The organism is Kitasatospora sp. NPDC023120 (assembly GCF_055560835.1).
The window spans coordinates 13837-29841 of the sequence record NZ_JBVHHY010000037.1 but is presented as its reverse complement, the minus strand read 5'-3'; the positions used below and the strand labels follow the sequence as shown (position 1 = coordinate 29841).

Here is a 16005-nt window from a genome sequence, read left to right as displayed (position 1 = left end):
GTCTGTCAGGTCGTCGCGGGTCGTGCGTCAGCGGACGTCCGCCGAGTCGGCGCCGATCACATGGGGAGCCACGCTGGAGAGCTTCTCGCGGGTCTCCTCCAGCTCCCGCTCCGGAACGGAGTCCGCGACGAGGCCGGCACCGGCACGCAGCCAGGCGTGGCCGTCCTGCTCGTAGAGCGCGCGCAGGACCAGCGCCGCGTCCATCGAGCCGTCGCTGGACGCGGTGAGAACGGCTCCCGAGTACAGCCCCCGCACGCTGGGTTCCAGCCGGACGATGCGGTCGTAGGCGGCCTCCTTCGGCACGCCGGACGCGGTGATCGCCGGAAAGAGCGCCTCCAGCGCGTCCCAGGCGGTCTTCTCCGGTGCCAACTGTCCGATCACCCGTGACGCGAGGTGCTGGACGCTGCCGCGCGGCTTGACGTCCATGAAGTCGCTGACCACGACCGAGCCGGCCTCGCAGACCGTGAGCAGCTCCTCATGGGCCAGCTTCACCGAGATGGCGTGCTCGTGGATCTCCTTGGCGTCGGAGAGCAGTTCCGCCCGCAACCGGGCGTCCTGCTCGGCGCCGAGCCCGAACGCGCGGGTACCCGCCAGGGGCTGGGTGGAGACCGCCCCGGAGGCGTCGACCTCGACCACCGTCTCCGGGCTGAAACCCATCGCGCGCCAGCCGCCGAGGTCGAGCAGGAACGAGCGTGCGGGGGTGTTGCGGCGACGGCCGTGCAGGTAGGTCGCCGGGACGTCGACGGGCCCGGCGATCGGTACCGGCCGCGAGAGGATCACCTTCTGCAGCTCGCCCCGACGGATGTCGTCCACCGCGACGGCAACGGCCTTCTGATACATCTCCGCCCCGTACGTGTCGACCGGCACCGGGGTCGGCGTGGCGTCCGTCTCGGGCTGCGGGGACTCCAGGATCTCGCGGACCAGATCGGCCGAGGCCTGTTCGGCCGCCCGGATCACGACCCGGTCCGCCCGCAGCCGGACCTCGGTGCGCGGCACGATCAGGTGGAGCAGCGGTGTGCCGGACGGCGCGTCAGCCCGGCGGCGGGCCAGGTAGCTGAGCTCGAAGGCCGCCCATCCGTAGACGTTCCAGTCGGTGACCGGAAGGCGCCCGAGGGCGGCCGCCACCTGGGCGAGCGGGCGGTCTCCCAGCAGTTCGACGGTCTCTTCGCCGCCCCAGCGGACTCTCAGCTCGTGGGCGTAGAGGACGAGCTCGCCGAGCGCGCCGGCGGCGTAACACCACTCCTGTTCGCGTTCGTAGACGACGTGGCGATCGAAGAGCCCCGCGCGGGCGAGGGTGGTGGCGGCGACCAGCGGGTCGAACCGTCCGGTGAGCGTGGTGTCCTGGTACGGGTTCATGGTGTGCCTCGATTTCGGTGCCTGTACGGGCACGGTGTGGTGGGAAGAGCGGTGCGCTACCGGCTGGACGGGAGGAGCCGGGCGGTGACCAGCCGGGCGATCTCGGCGGTGTGCTCGCTGAGGAAGAAGTGCCCGCCGGGGAAGACCTCCAGCGTGCAGGCACCCGTGGTGTGGCGCTTCCAGTCGCCGGCCTCGGCGATGGTCGTCCTCGGGTCGTCCGCGCCGGTCAGGACGGTGATCGGGCAGCTCGGCTCCCGCCCCGGCTGGTGCCGGTACGTCTCGATCGCCCGGTAGTCGCGGCGTACTCCGGGCAGCAGCAGCCGCATCACGTCCGGCTCGTCGAGCAGTTCGGGGTCGGTGCCGCCGAGCTCACGCAGTTCGGCCAACAGCGCCTGGTCCGACTTGAGGTGCACGGTCTCCTCCCGGACCCGGCAGGGGGCCCGACGGCCGGAGACGTACAGTACGGCGGGCGGTGCGCCAGCCTCGTGCTCCAGCCGTCTGGCCACCTCGTAGGCCAGGACGGCGCCCATGCTGTGTCCGAGCAGCGCCAGGGGGCGCCCGTCGAGAAGCGGCGCCAAGGCCCGGACGATCCCGTCGGTGAGGTCCCCGATGTCGTCGAGGCCCGGCTCGGCCCTGCGGTCCTGACGTCCCGGGTACTGCACGGCGAGCGTCTCGACCGTCGGGGAGAGCGCCTTGGACATCGGGAACCAGAAGCCAGCCGCGCCGCCGGCGTGCGGCAGGCAGACCAGGCGGACCGGGGCGTCCTCGGCCTCGTGGAAGCGTTTCACCCACCGGGACTCCGTCGCGACGGCTCTCATCGCCCGGCCCCTGCCGCCACGGCTGTGGGGACGTCCGCGGGTCGGTCCCACAGGTTGTCGGCTGCGCCGAGCCAGTTGAGGAGATCCTGGTAGGCCCCCAGCATGTCGTCCAGCAGCCCGGGAGGAAAGAGTTCGTCGACGGCGTCCCAGGCGAGCTGGACCGAGTCGTCGGTCCGGTACACCTGGTGGTCGAGCCAGACCTGGGGCGTCTGCGAGAGCATCCAGGTCAGCTCGCCCAGCTCCGAGCGGAACTCCGGCCCGACGAAGTCGGAGCCCAGGTTGCAGGCGAAGACGACGGGGGCACCGACCCGCCGGCCGCCGTTGGCCCGTCGAAGGTCCCGCAGGACGTTCAGGGTGGAGTACTGGGCGTGCGAGGCGTTCTGTTGGACCTGGCGCTGTAGGCCTCGGACCCGCTCGGCGAAGGGCACCGGCCGGCGCAGGTCCACGTTCAGCAGGACCAGGTTGGTGAAGTCGGCCACCAGATCGCCGACGGCCGGGTGCAGCGGCTGGCGGTCGAAGAGCGGCACGTTGAGCAGGAAGTTGCGCTCCGTGCTCCAGGTGCCCAGAACCTCCGAGTAGGCGGTGGCGAGCACCATGGCGGGGGTGAGGCCGTATTCGCGGGCCCGATTGGTGATGCGGTCCCACTCCTGGGCGCCGAGGACGAAGCTGCGCCGGGAGAAGCGGGTCTCGGTGACCTCTTCGGGGTGCTTCGCCAGCGGCAACTGCGGTCCGGTAGTGGGAAGTTCGGGTATCAGATCGGCCCAGTGCGCCCGAGCGACGGCCGCCGGGCTGTCGGCGGTGGCGGGGTCTCCGCTCCAGGTCCGGTAGTCCTCCAGGTACTGCGCGAAGCCGTACTCGAGTGCCGGGGCCGGCTGGTCCGGATCCTGGTAGGCCCTGGCGAGGTCGGTGAGCAGCACCTCGATGCTCGCGACGTCCGCGACCAGCAGGTCGACGTTGACGTGGATCCTGGTCCGACCACCGGGCAGCAGCGAGAGCCGCACGTCGAACACCTCGCCGGTGGCGACGTCGAGGCGCCGGTGCGACAGCCCAGCCCGGACCTCCTCCAAACCCTGCTCGAGCGCCGCCTCGTCCATCGCGCGGAAGTCGTGCACGGTGAGGCCGGCCCAAGGACTGTCGTCGAGGATCTGCTGCCGTCCGCCGTCGAGGAACCTGGCGCGCAGCATCTCGTGCCGGGCGGCGACCTGCCGTACGGCCGTCCCCAACCGGTCCGGGTAGACGGCGCTGCCGTCGAACTCCAGGTAGGCGTGGCATCCGACGCCGCCGAGGGTCATCTCGTCGCCGCGCCCGATCCAGTAGGCCCGCTGGACCGGCGTGAGGTCGAAGGCAGCCCGGGCGTCCACCACCGTCCGGGCCGACGGGGCCTCGGCGGCCGGGCGGGCCGTCAGCAGGGCGTGCCAGCCTTCGACGGTGGGGTTCTCGGCCAGCTTCTGGAAGGTGACGTCCGCCCCGGTGCGGCGCCAGCCGCCTGCCAGCTTCATCATGCGAATGGAGTCCATCCCGTGACGGATCAGATTGTCCGCGTCGGGAATCGTGTCGGCCTCCACGCCGAGCAGGCCGGCCACCGTGTGCCGGATGTCATCCCGCGAAAGGTCCGCGTCGGGGGGCTCAGGGGTCGTTCTAGTCATGGGCGGTCCATAGCGTGTGCGGCATCGGATGGATGGGTCGGTTGCGGACGGTTCTGTCGGGCACCGCGGCGGAGTCCGTATCCGCCGCGGTGCCAGACCAGGGGTGCACCCTCGGCCCGGGACAGGTCGAGGACCTCGCCGACCACGATCGTGTGGTCACCGGTGGGGACCGTCGAGTACACCTCGCAGGTCAGCCAGCCCATGACCTGACGCAGCACCGGGGAGCCGTCGACCAGGTCGTGGCCGACGGCGGTGAACTTCTCCTCGGGCGACCGGTCGGACGCGAACACCACGGATGTCTCGGTCTGGCCCTCCGCGAGCAGGTTGACGGCGAACCGGCCGTTGCGGCGGATTGCCTTTAGCGTCTCGGACCGGTTGCCGAGACAGACCAGCAGGAGGAGCGGGTCCAGCGACAGCGAGCAGAGACTGCTCGCCGTCATGCCGGCCCGGCCGGCGGGACCGTCCGTGGTGATCACACAGACGCCCGCCGGCAGTGCGCCCAGCAGATCGCGGAAGGCACGACGGCTGTCCACGTCGGTCATGGGAGTTCGCGCGGCCCGGTCACGCCCGCCCACCGAAGGTGGTCGCCGGTCCGTTCAGGCCGGCCAGGATGCGCTGGAGGTTCTCGACCAGGGCGCGCTCGGCGATCGGGTCGAGGATCGCCGCCAGGCTGGCCATGCCCAGGTCGAACTCGGCGTCGAACCGGATGACCACTCGGTCGTCGGCCTGCTCGACCCGCCAAGTCCCGTCGAAGGACGCGAAATCCCCGGTCGTCTGGGCGAAGGTGATGGAGCGGGTGGCCTGGTCGATGATCTCGTTCTCGGACCAACGCATAATGCCGTTGCGGAAGTTGACCGCCCACTCCGAGTCGATGACGCCGTCCTCGCGCTGGGTGACCTGCACCTCCCGGACGGCGTCGGTGAACTCGGGGTAGCGCTCGAAGTCGGACAGCCGGGCGAAGACCGTGTCGACGTCGGCGTCCGGGACGAATGCCTCAAGGGTGACCTGTCGCGTCACAGCGTTCCTTCCAAGGTGGTAGCCGCGTCGTCGAAGGCGGTGAGCAGCCAGTCGACGTCGCTCTGGGTGAGTACGGCGGGCGGGGTGAAGCGGATCACCCGGTGGGCGTTGAGGCTGTGGTTGACCAGGACGCCGCGGTCGTGCAGTTCCATGACGAAGGCGCCCGCGGTGTGCTCGTCCTTGAACTCGATGCCGATGAGCAGTCCAGCGCCACGGATCTCGGTGACCAGGCCGGGACAGCGTTCGGCGACGATCCGGGTCAGCTCGTCCAGCAGGGTGCGGCCCAGCGCGGCGGTGCGCTCGACCAGCCCCTCGGTCTCGATGGTCTCGACGGCGGCCCGGGCGGCGGCCATCGCGATCGGCGAGGCCGCGAAGGTCGAGGTGTGCAGGAACGGGTCCTTGCTGAACGGCTCGTAGGCGGCGTCGGTGGCCACCATGGCCGCGACGGGCACCACGCCGCCGCTCAGGCCCTTGCCGACCAGGAGCACATCGGGGCTGATCCGCTCACGGTCGGCGCCCCACCAGGTGCCCAGTCGGCCGAGCCCGGTCTGGATCTCGTCCAGCACCAGGAACGCGCCGACGGACCGGCAGAGCCGCTGGACCTCCGTGAGGTAGCCCGCCGGCGGGATGATCACGCCCCCTTCGCCCTGGACGGGTTCGAGGACCACGCAGGTGTCGGCGCCGATCACGCCGGCCAGCGCGGATACGTCGCCGTACGGCACGTGCGCGACGTCCGCCAGCAGGGGGCGGAACGGCTCCTGGTAGAGCTCCTTGGCGGTGAGCGAGAGCGCCCCCATGGTCTTGCCGTGGAAGCCCCCGGTGGCGGAGACCAGCCGCCGTTTTCCGTGCGTCCGGGCCAGCTTGATGGCCGCCTCGGCCGCCTCGGCACCGGAGTTCACGAAGTGGACCCGGTCGAGGCCCGCGGGGGTGACGGCGGCCAGGGCTGCGGCGGCCACGGCCGCGGTGGGCTCCAGCAGCAGCCGCGTCGACATCGGATGCGTCCGGGCCTGGGCCACCACGGCCTCGACGACGGCGGGGTGGGTGTGTCCGACGAGGAAGACGCCGTACCCGCCGCAGTCCAGGAAGCGTCGTCCGTCGGCGCCGAAGACGTGCGCGGCGTGCGAGGAGACCTCCTGGTCGCCGCCGGTCAGCCCGGCGAGACTGGCCCGGCCTTTGCTGAGGTGGCGGCGGTAGAGATCCGTGATGACCGGCTCCGCCCGCTCGGTGCGTGTGGTCATGCGGCCACCTCGCGAGGGTGGATCAGGTCCTTCACCCGGGCGTAGTGGAGCATGGACGCGGTGAAGGCGTCCTCCAGGTCCTCGGTGGTGAGTCGACGTATTCCGGGGATCAGGTGGTAGCTGCTGCGGAACGGCTCGGCGGTCTGGAACAGGGCGGTCATGGCCAGCATGTCGTCGAACCGGCGCTGCTGGGCCTTCGGCAGCGAGTCGATGAAGACCGGCCGGATCAGCCGGTCCACCATGTCGTGGGAGACGAAGCGCGGGGTGTCCAGTTCCAGGCCGAACCGCCGGCCCAGGTCCAGGCCCAGTTCGACGATCCGCCCGGCGGTCGGGGCGGCCTCGCCCCCGGTCACCCAGTACTCCCCGCCGGTCGTCCCCGCACGGACCAGGCCGACGATTACGTCGGCGACCAGGTCCTGCGGGACGAAGTCGACCCGGGTGTCCGGCTGGAGCGGAAGCATCGGGAGCGCTCCGCGCAGCAGCGCGCCGGCGATCGCGTGCAGCCCCTGGAACTGGGAGATCCGTCCGGTGACGGCGTCACCGATCACGACCGAGGGGCGGATGATGTTCGCGGCCACGCCGGAGTCCAGGATGGATCGTTCGGCGAGGCGTTTGCTGTCCAGGTACACCTCGGGCCGGGCGCCGCCGAGCCCGTCTCGGGTGAGGTCCTGGCGGGACACGAAGGCGGTGCTGACGTGGTGCAGCGGCGCGCCCGCCCGTCGGGCGAACGCCAGGACGGCCGCGCTGCCGCGCACGTTCAGGTCGTTGGTCAGGCTCGCGTCGACGCTGAACCCGGTGATCGCGGCGCAGTGCACCACCACGTCGACGCGGTCGGCCAGTTCCTCGTACGCCTCCCGGTCGAGGCCGAAGTGCGGCTGGGTCAGGTCGCCGCGGACGCCGATCACCTGGGGGCCGGCCACCGGCTTGTTGTGGGTGAGGCAGACGACGGTGCAGTCGGTCAGCCGTTCCAGCACCGCCTGGCCGACGACGCCGCTCGCTCCGGTGAGCAGGACGGTGGGGCTGGGCTTCACAGTGACAGTCATGGGACGCTTTCAGCCGATGCGCAGCGGCCGGCCGGCGAAGTGGTCGCACAGCTGCCCGGACATGTGGGTGCGGGACGGCGGGTGGAACATCAGGCCGGCGCAGGCCGCGGTCAGGTACGCCGCGTCGCTCGATCCGATGTAGGACATCCCGCCGAGCAGTTCCACCGCCTTGCGGTTGATTCGGCCGATGGCGTCCTGCACGGCGTAGCGCACGCAGAGGACCCTGGCGAGCATGTCCGGCCCCCGTTCCCCGGCCTCCATGGCCCGGGCGACGCCCTCCAGCATGGCCATGGCGGCTTCGGCCTCGATGGCCAGCGCCGCGCGCTCGACGGCGTCCGCCTTCCCGGCCTCCAGCACGCCCTCCACCAGGGCGCTCGCCGCGCCCAGGTAGGTGGCGGTGACGAGGAGTTCGAACCAGATGAACCCGCTGGTCTGAAGCGCGTCGGGCTGCTGGTCCTCGGTGTTCTCGGTCATGACGACGAGTCGGCCGGGCACCTCGACGTCCTTGAGGACCACCTCGTCGCTCTCGGCGCCGGCCAGGACGAAGTTGTTCCAGAAGGGCCGGACCTCCAGCCCGGGGCTGTCCACCGGGACCACCACGACGGCCATCCGGTCGCGGCCGTCCTCGCCGGTGACCGCCACCGAGGCGGTGAGCAGGTCCATCGAGCGCGACAGCGAGCACGGCTTCTTGGAGCCGGTCACCAGCAGGCCGTCACCGTGCTGCACGGCGCGCAGCGCCGGGGAGAGGATGGCCGCTCCGGTGCGGCCTTCGGCGAAGCCGGAGGCGACCAGCAGCCGGCCGGTCGCGATGCCCTCCAGCAGCATCCACTCCCATCCGTCGCCGAGGCTGGCCTCGGCCAGGCTGGCGACGGAGAAGTGGTGCATGGTCGTGGCGACCCCGAGCGAGGGCGACCTGGCCCCGATGGCCCGCTGGACGCGGACCGCCTCCAGCGGGGTGGCGCCCTCGCCGCCCTGCTCCGCTGGGATCAGCAGGCCCGTGCCGCCCGCGGCCTTGAACAGGGCCAGCGCGGGATTTCCGGGCTTCTCCAGATCCGCGAGCGGGATCCGGGCGAGATCGTCGTCAAGACCGGGCATGAAGCGCTGAAGCGTCGCCCGTTCGGTTTCCAAAAACTGCATGGTGAAGTCCCCCGTGCGTAGGTGGATCTGCTCGATCGGGACCCGATCGAGAAAGAGGTGGGCCGGCTACCGCTGAGTGCGCGGTTCCCCAAGCCAGACCGTGACCCGGTCGGCGATCGCCGCGGGTCGATCGCCGGCGACGATCGAGTAGTGGTCCTCGTCCCAGACCTCGACGTCGAGGTCGGGGCAGACGTCCCGCCAGGCCGGGACCGGGTCGGTGCGGTCGACCGCGCCGGCCACGAAGAGGAGGGTGGGCTCGTCGGACTTGTCCGCCCGGTAGCGGCCCAGGGCCGCCAGGTTGTGGGCGTGGACGCGCATCAGCAACTCGTACTGCCGCACGTCGGTACCGGTAGGCAACCAGCCGTGGGTGACCGATACCTCCGCCGCCGTCTGCGTCAGCGTGGCGGGCGGTGCGTTCAGGACGGCGGTGCGCGCCGCCTCGGGCAGGCGTCCGCCGGCGAGGTCGGCCATGAACTCCAGGTGTCCGGCTGCCTCGGTGGTGGTCTCCCGGGCCTCGGTGAGGTCGCTGTCGACCATGAAGACCCGGACGTCATGGCCTCGTTCGGCCAGCTGCCGTCCGACCTCGTACGCGAGCACTCCGCCCATCGACCAGCCGCCCAGCAGGTACGGTCCCTCGGCCGAGACCTGCTGGAGCTCCTCGCGGTAGGCCGCCGCCATCGTCTCCACGTCGGGGTCGAGAACGGCGGTGCTGCCCTGGGCGAGCGCCCGGCTCTGGAAGGCGTGGACCGGGCCGGGCCAGGACCGGGCCAGGGTGGTGTAGCTGCTCACCGAGCCGCCCACCGGGTGGAACAGGAAAAGCTCCCTGCCTGTGTTCCCGGCCGTACCCGCCTCACCGGCCCCGGCCGCACCGCCGGACAGCGTGACTCGGCAGCCGGCGACCCGATCGTGCTCCGCTATGCGTCCGGCCAGCGCCCGCACCGTCGGCGCCTCGAAGACCTGGCCGAACTGCAGCTCGACCCCCAGCTCGGCGCGGATGCGGTTGATCAGCCGCAGCGCGATCAGCGAGTTGCCGCCCAGCGCGAAGAAGTCGTCCTCCGGCTCGACCGAGGGCAGCTCGAGCAACTCGGACCACAGCACGCACAGCCGCTCCACCAGCTCGCCACCGGCGCCCACCCCTGCGGTGCCGGTCTGCCCGGCCGGCGGGGCCTGCGCGGCGAGCGCGGCCAGCGCGCCTGCGACGTCCACCTTTCCGTTCGGCGTCAGCGGCAGCCGCTCCAGGACATGGACCCGGCCGGGGATCAGGTAATGCGGAAGCCGCGTCTGCAAGTGAGCGAGGACGGCCCTGCTGTCGAGAACCTCTCCCTCCCCCGGGACGACGAGCGCCACCAGGCGCCGCTGACCGCCCGGCGTGTCCGCGCCGGCGACCGCACACTCCCGCACCGCGGGGTGTTCCCGGATCGCGGTCTCCACCTCACCCGGCTCGACCCGGAAGCCCTGAATCTTGAGCTGGCGGTCCTCGCGGCCCAGGAACTCGATTGTGCCGTCGGGCCGGTAGCAGCCGAGGTCACCCGTCACGTACAGGCGCTCGCCGGTCTCCGGGTGCCGGATGAACCGCTCGTCGGTGCGCTGGGCGTCCCGCCAGTAGCCCCGGCTGAGCCCGACGCCGCCGATGTGGATCCGGCCGACCGCCCACGGCGGGCAGAGGTTCAGCCGGTGGTCGAGCACCCGCATGGTCTGGTTGCGCAGCGGGACTCCGTACGGGACGCTCCGCCAGGCGGGGTCGACGTGGTCGACCTCGTAGATGTTCGACCAGATCGAAGCCTCCGTCGCGCCGCCCATCGCAATGACCCGTGTCTCCGGCCACTGGGACCGCAGGCGGTCGGGCAGCCCGATGGGAATCCAGTCGCCGCTCATCATGAAGGCACGCACCGACGGCAGGCCGACCTCCGGCCGCTGCTCCACGACCTCGGCCAGCATCTGGGCCAGCGCGGGCACCGAGTTCCACACCGTGGCGCCGTGCCGGACCGCGGCCTCCGCCCATCCCAGCGGGTCGGGTCGGTGACTCGCCTCGGGGAGCACCAGGGCCGCGCCCGCGGCGAGCGCACCGAAGACGTCCCAGACGGAGAGGTCGAAGCTCAGCGAGGAGATGCCGAAGACCCGGTCCTCGGGGGTGAGCCCCAAGCGCTGGTTGATGTCCTCGACGGTGTTGACCGCGGCCTGGTGCTCGATCATGACGCCCTTGGGCTGACCGGTCGAACCCGAGGTGTAGATGACGTACGCGAGGTCGGACGGATCGCCGACCCGGGCGCAGGTCCGGCCCGCGGTCGGTTCGAGGCCGTCCACGGAGAGCAGCGGACGCTCGCCGAGCGCGCCGATGCGCGCCTCGTTGGGGGACTGGACCAGCGCGACCCGCGCGGAACAGGCTTCCAGCAGGTGGGCGATCCGCTCCTCCGGCAGGTCGGCGTCGACGGGACAGTACGCCGCACCAGCCCGCAGCACGCCCAGAACGGCGACGATCTGCTCCCATCCCTTGGTCATGACCACCGGGACCACGTCGCCCCGGCCGGATCCCTGGGCGCCGAGCCAGCAGGCCACCGCCCGGGAACGGGCCTCCAGTTCGCCGTACGTCACCGCCCGGTGGGCGGTCAGGACGGCGGTGGCGGCCGGGCGCATGGCCGCTTGGCGCAGGAAGCCGTCCTCCAGGCGCTCGGCCGGCGGGGCCGCGACGGGCCCGTTCAGTTCGGCGACGCGGGCGTGGTGCCCTGCGGGAACCGGGTCCGGCGCAGCCGTCGCGCCGGAGGGCTTGGCCAGCTGGTCCAGCATCCGCCCGTACGCCTCGAACATGAGGTCGGGCAGGCCGGGGGGAAAAGCCTCGTCGACGACGTCCCAGACGCAGTCGACACCGCCGTCGGCCCCGTCGTGGAGCTGGTTGTCCACCAGTACCTGGGGCGTTCTCAGGTCGCTGGTCACCTCCCGGCAGGCCAGGCGGTCCCGGCCCCCGCCGGCCGGCGGCTGCTGCTCGGCCGCCGTGCCGGCCTTCAGCATGCTGGTGAAGACGTAGGGCAGCGCGGCGCGGGACGTCCAGCCGCGGCGCGCGGCCAGCTCGCGGGTGATCCGCACCCCGGCCACGTCGGCGTTCTGCAGGTCCTGCCAGACCTGGCTCTGGAGCCGCCGGGCCCGCTCCCAGAAGTCCCCGGACTGCCGCAGATCCACCTCCAGCGGGAGGGTGGCGCCGAACTGGCCCACCACGCCCGCCATGTGGGGCCGGGTGGTCGCCCAGTTCTGGTGCAGCAGGTTCAGGCTGAAGTGCGGGGAGGCCGCCCACGCGCCGAGCACCTCGGCGAACACGTGGCAGAGCGCGGTGGTCGGCAGCACACGGTGCTGCCGAAACGCGACGGACAGCCGCTGCCACTGCTCCCGGGTCAGCCGATGGGTGCGGCGGGTGAAGCGCACCATCCCGATGGCCGCCGGCTGGACGGCCATCGGAAGCCGGGGCGCGTCCGGCAGCAGGTCGAGGCGCTCCTCCCAGTAGTGCCACTGGTCCCGGTATTCCTGGCTGTTCTCGTGCGCGAGCAGTTCCAGCCGACAGTCCCGGTAGGACAGCGCCGGGGCCGGCAGCTCGGCGGCGGGGTCGTGGTAGTACGCCCGCCACTCGCCCATGACCTGGCGGATTCCCCGGCCGTCCAGCAGCAGCAGGCTCATCGCGAGGTGGACCCGGACCCGGTGCGGCCGCAGGCGGTTCACGACGATCGCGAACAGCGGCCAGTGGGTGGGGTCCACCCCCTCGCGGCACATCCGCTCCCTGGTCCGCCGGAGCTCGGCCTGCCGGGCGTCCTCGTCGAGACCGGTCAGATCCGTCACGGCGAGCCGGACCGGCTGGACCTCGTCATCCGTCAGCACCCGCTGGGAACCGGCGTCCTCGACCACGGTCCGCAGGTGGTCGTGCCGGCGCAGCAGCCGGTTCAGCGCATCCTCGGCCCGCGCCAGGTCGACGTTGACCAGGTCCAGTTCGACGTAGTAGCTCGGCAGGAAGCCCCCGAGTTCGACCAGCCGGGAGGCGCCGACCAGGTACGCCTCCTGGAGCGGGGTCAGCGGGAAGGGTTCGTGACGGGTCACCGGGCCGCCTCCAGCTGGCCGGCCAGCACGGCCGCGAGTTCCGCGATCGTCGGGGCCTGGAACAGCAGGTCGACGGCCTCGTCGCCGCTCTGCCGGATGCCGAGCTCGGTGCGGAGCCGGCCGATGATGCGCACCGCGTGCAGCGAGTCGCCGCCCAGGTCGAAGAAGTTGTCCTCGACGCCGAAGTCGTCGCGGCCCAGCGCGTCGATCCACATCTCCAGCAGCCTTTGCTGGAGCGCCGTCTGCGGCGCCGTCCGGTCCTCCGGGGCGAGCTCACGCCAGGGCGAGGGCAGGGCGGAGCGGTCGACCTTGCCGTTCGCGCTCAGCGGCAGCCGGTCGAGGACCAGGTAGTGGTGCGGGAGCATGTACTCGGGCAGCAGGTCGCCCAGCACCTTGTTCAGGGCGGCCGGGTCCAGGGCCTCGCGGCCGGAGGGCGAACCGGCGATCAGCACGTGCTGGATCAGCGCGCGCACGGCCGGCCCGGTCTCGGGGACGGAGGCGAACCGGGTGAAGCCGACGGCACCCAGCTGCTCCTGCCACTCGGGCACCGACAGCAGCGTGGCCTCGCGCTGGTCCTGGTAGTTCCCGAAGCCTTCCAGGAAGGCGAAACTGATCATGTTCAGGGGCGAGTTGACGGTGCCCTCGATCAGGACCAGCAGCCCGCCGGGGGCGAGCAGGTCCCGGACACCAGCCAGGGTCCGTCCCAGGTCCTTCGCATCGTGCAGCACGTTCGCCGCCACGATGACGTCGGCGCTGCCGGGCGCCGGTCCCTGCGCGGCGGGCTCCTCGTCGATGTTGAACAGGCCGTAGCTGACGAAGGGGTAGCTGCCCTCGTAGCGCCGGCGGGCCGACGTGGTGAAGGCCGTCGAGAGGTCGGTGAAGTGGTACTGGACACGATCGGCGGGCAGCGCGGGGAGGATCTGGTCGCTCGTGGAGCCGGTACCGGCGCCCAGTTCGAGGATCCGGACCTTCCGCTCTTCGGGGAACCGCTCCACGAAGGCGCGCACGGCGGAGGCTGCGATCCGGTTCTGCAGCCGGGCGGCCGGGTTCGCGGCGTACAGCGCCTCGGTCACCCGCCAGTCGCCGTCGGGGAGCAGGAGCTGGAGCGGACGCACCTTGCCCTGGAGCAGTGGGAGTTGGTTGTCGACGCAGTCGGTGAAGTAGTCCAGCAGGACCCGGTCCGGGCCGGAGACCCTGAACGCGGCCAGCTCGGCGGTGATGCGGCGGTCCAGCGCGTCCGCGTCGACCGGCTGCTCGGCGCGGTAGCGGCCGGCCTCCTCGGTGGCGCTCAGCAGTCCTTCGCCGGCGAGGACGGAGAGCCACTGGGCGACCAGGCCGCGGTACAGCGGGCGCAGGCCGTTCCGGGCGATGATCTCGTCGGCGGTGGCGGTTTCGCCCTCGGCGGTGAACGCGCCGAGCCGGGCGAGGCTGCGGGCCATGACCGACGGGGCTAGCGCCTCCAGCCGCTGCCAGAGGTTCTCGAACGTCTCGATGGCGGGGGCGAGTTCGTCGGCTGCCTGTCGGAGCTCGCTCTCCCCTGCCGCCAGCGCGGCGGACCAGGTGGGGCCACTGTCCGGGGTGGCAGCCGTCTCGGCCTGCTCGTCCGGCAGGATGTAGGCGACGAGCTGCCGGCGGTCGGTGGCAGGGTTGGTGTCGATGGTGAGGAGCGCCTCGCCGACTCCGGGCTGGCGGCGCAGCACGGCCGCGATCTCGTCGAGTTCGATCCGGTACCCGTTGAGCTTGACCTGGGTGTCCTCCCGGCCGAGGAACTCGATGTCGCCGCCGGGCAGGTAGCGTCCGAGGTCGCCGGTCCGGTAGAGGTACTCGCCGGTCACGGGGTGGACGATGAACCGCTCACCGGTCCTGACCGGGTCGGCCCAGTAGCCCTTCGCCACGCCGATGCCGCCGATGTAGATCTCCCCGGTGGTCCATACCGGGCACGGGTCGAGCCGGCGGTCGAGCACGTGGAGCGTCTGGTTGGCCAGCGGCTTGCCGTAGGGGATGCGGCTCCACTCCGGCGGGACCTCGCCGATGGGGTAGGTGACGGACCAGATGGACGCCTCGGTCGCGCCGCCGAGGCTGATGACCTGTGCCCCGGGGTGGGCGGCGCGGATCGCGTCCGGCAGCGAGACGGGTATCCAGTCGCCGCTGAGCAGGACCACCCTCAGGGGCGACGCGGCGGGGGCCGGGGTGGAGGCGAGGACGGGGGCGTCCAGCCAGACGCGCATCAGGGCGGGGACGGAGTTCCAGACGGTGACGCCGTGCCGCTCGACCAGCGCGGACCAGTGCTCGGGGTCGTGGGCCCGGCCCGGCGCGGGCATGACCACGGCAGCACCGGCGGCCAGGGTGCCGAAGACGTCGTAGACGGAGAGGTCGAAGCTCAGCGAGGACAGTGCGAGCACCCGGTCGTCGGGGCCGACCTGGAAGCGCTGGTTGATGTCCTGGACGGTGTTGGCCGCCCCGCGGTGGTCGATCACCACGCCCTTGGGCTGGCCGGTGGAGCCGGAGGTGAAGATGACGTACGCCAGGTCCTCCGGCGCGGGGCCGGTGCCGAGCGGCTCGGCGCCCGCCTCGCGCACCTCTGCGTCGTCCAGGGTGACCAGCCGGATGCCGGTGGGCCAGGCCAGTTCGTCGCGCAGCCGGGGGGTGGTGACCACGATCCGGACGCCGCCCTGCTCCATGACCTGGGCCCGGCGCGCGGCCGGCCACTGCGGGTCGACCGGCAGGTAGGCGGCCCCGGAGAGGGTGACGCCGAGGACGGCGGGCACCTGGGCCCGGCTCTTCTCGACGACGACGCCGACCAGGCTGCCCGGCATCGCGTCAAGCGCGATCAGTCGGCGGGCGAGGCGCCGGGCGTCGGCCACGACCTCGCCGTAGGTGAGCTGTCCGTCGTCCGCGATGACGGCGACGGCATCGGGTCGCTCGGCGGCCCGGTCCTCGACCAGGCGGCCGAGGGTGGTGACGGGGAGGTCAGCGGCGGTGCTGTTGGCGCTGGTGCGCTCGGCGGTCTGCCAGGCCGGCAGCACGGTGAGGCGCGCCCGGCTGTCCCAGGCGCCCTCCTCACCCGCCAGCCGGTCGAAGGTCGCGGCGCAGACCGACACCAGGTCGGCCGGCAGACCGTCGGGAAGCAGCGCCTCCTGGACGTCCCATGCGAAGACGAGTTCGCCCGCCTCCTCGGTGGCGCTCCAGGTCGGACGACATCGCGCCTGCTCACCCGACTCGGACACCTGCGCGCTCTCCTGGGCGCTCTCCTGGGCCTGGTTGAGCTGCTGCTGGAGCCGCTGCGCGCGGGCCGCGAACGAGTCGTCGGGGAGTGCTTCGAACGTGAGCGGAAGCTCCGGCGCCTGACCGGGCAGCACCAGGTCGAGCGTGAAGTCGCCCTGTGGGGCCCACAGGCGCAGGACGTCGGCACATGCGGTCATCAGTACGGTCGCCGGGGCGAGCCCCCGGCGCTCCGCCTCGCGGCGGATGATCGTCCAGGTCTCCCGGCCGACCCGCCCCTGGTGGGCGGTGGACCCGGCTTGCGCCTGGTCCACCGCCGCGTGTGGCGCGGCCGGCAGCTCCGGGGCCGCCGCCCGGCTCGGGATCCGCAGTTCGACTCCCGCGCCGGGCAGTTCTCTGAGCAGGTCCCGCAGCATTTCGAATTCTCCCCGTGATGACACTTTTCGAAATC

Annotated in this window: 10 protein-coding genes; all 10 read right to left on the bottom strand. The window is 72.1% G+C overall.

Features of this window, described 5'->3' with window-relative positions; all coding sequences use genetic code 11:
• Positions 1 to 27: 27 nt before the first annotated feature.
• The 10 genes from ACZ3TI_RS35980 to ACZ3TI_RS35935 all read right to left on the bottom strand — a co-directional run bounded on the left by ACZ3TI_RS35980 (position 28) and on the right by ACZ3TI_RS35935 (position 15970).
• On the bottom strand, positions 28 to 1356 hold the full coding sequence (locus tag ACZ3TI_RS35980) for a salicylate synthase (protein WP_465733897.1): 1329 nt from the start codon (positions 1354 to 1356) through the stop codon (positions 28 to 30).
• Positions 1357 to 1412: 56 nt separating this feature from the next.
• Positions 1413 to 2144, bottom strand: a complete 732-nt coding sequence (locus ACZ3TI_RS35975) for a thioesterase II family protein (RefSeq protein WP_465733895.1) — start codon at positions 2142 to 2144, stop codon at positions 1413 to 1415.
• A gap of 26 nt (positions 2145 to 2170) precedes the next feature.
• Positions 2171 to 3820, bottom strand: coding sequence for a condensation domain-containing protein (locus ACZ3TI_RS35970; protein ID WP_465733893.1), 1650 nt, complete (start codon positions 3818 to 3820; stop codon positions 2171 to 2173).
• Complete coding sequence (locus ACZ3TI_RS35965) at positions 3817 to 4353, bottom strand: flavin reductase family protein (protein ID WP_465733891.1); 537 nt, start codon at positions 4351 to 4353, stop codon at positions 3817 to 3819. The genes ACZ3TI_RS35970 and ACZ3TI_RS35965 overlap by 4 nt, the downstream gene beginning before the upstream one ends.
• A 28-nt stretch (positions 4354 to 4381) precedes the next feature.
• Positions 4382 to 4837, bottom strand: coding sequence for a type II toxin-antitoxin system RatA family toxin (locus tag ACZ3TI_RS35960; RefSeq protein WP_465733889.1), 456 nt, complete (start codon positions 4835 to 4837; stop codon positions 4382 to 4384).
• Positions 4834 to 6075, bottom strand: a complete 1242-nt coding sequence (locus ACZ3TI_RS35955) for an aspartate aminotransferase family protein (protein WP_465733887.1) — start codon at positions 6073 to 6075, stop codon at positions 4834 to 4836. The genes ACZ3TI_RS35960 and ACZ3TI_RS35955 overlap by 4 nt, the downstream gene beginning before the upstream one ends.
• Positions 6072 to 7118: an SDR family oxidoreductase gene (locus tag ACZ3TI_RS35950; RefSeq protein WP_465733885.1), complete on the bottom strand. Its 1047-nt coding sequence runs from the start codon at positions 7116 to 7118 to the stop codon at positions 6072 to 6074. The genes ACZ3TI_RS35955 and ACZ3TI_RS35950 overlap by 4 nt, the downstream gene beginning before the upstream one ends.
• Positions 7119 to 7127: 9 nt before the next feature.
• Positions 7128 to 8255: an acyl-CoA dehydrogenase gene (locus ACZ3TI_RS35945; protein ID WP_465733883.1), complete on the bottom strand. Its 1128-nt coding sequence runs from the start codon at positions 8253 to 8255 to the stop codon at positions 7128 to 7130.
• A gap of 66 nt (positions 8256 to 8321) precedes the next feature.
• On the bottom strand, positions 8322 to 12332 hold the full coding sequence (locus tag ACZ3TI_RS35940; protein ID WP_465733881.1) for a non-ribosomal peptide synthetase: 4011 nt from the start codon (positions 12330 to 12332) through the stop codon (positions 8322 to 8324).
• Positions 12329 to 15970, bottom strand: a complete 3642-nt coding sequence (locus ACZ3TI_RS35935; protein ID WP_465733879.1) for an amino acid adenylation domain-containing protein — start codon at positions 15968 to 15970, stop codon at positions 12329 to 12331. The genes ACZ3TI_RS35940 and ACZ3TI_RS35935 overlap by 4 nt, the downstream gene beginning before the upstream one ends.
• Between the last annotated feature and the right edge of the window lie 35 nt (positions 15971 to 16005).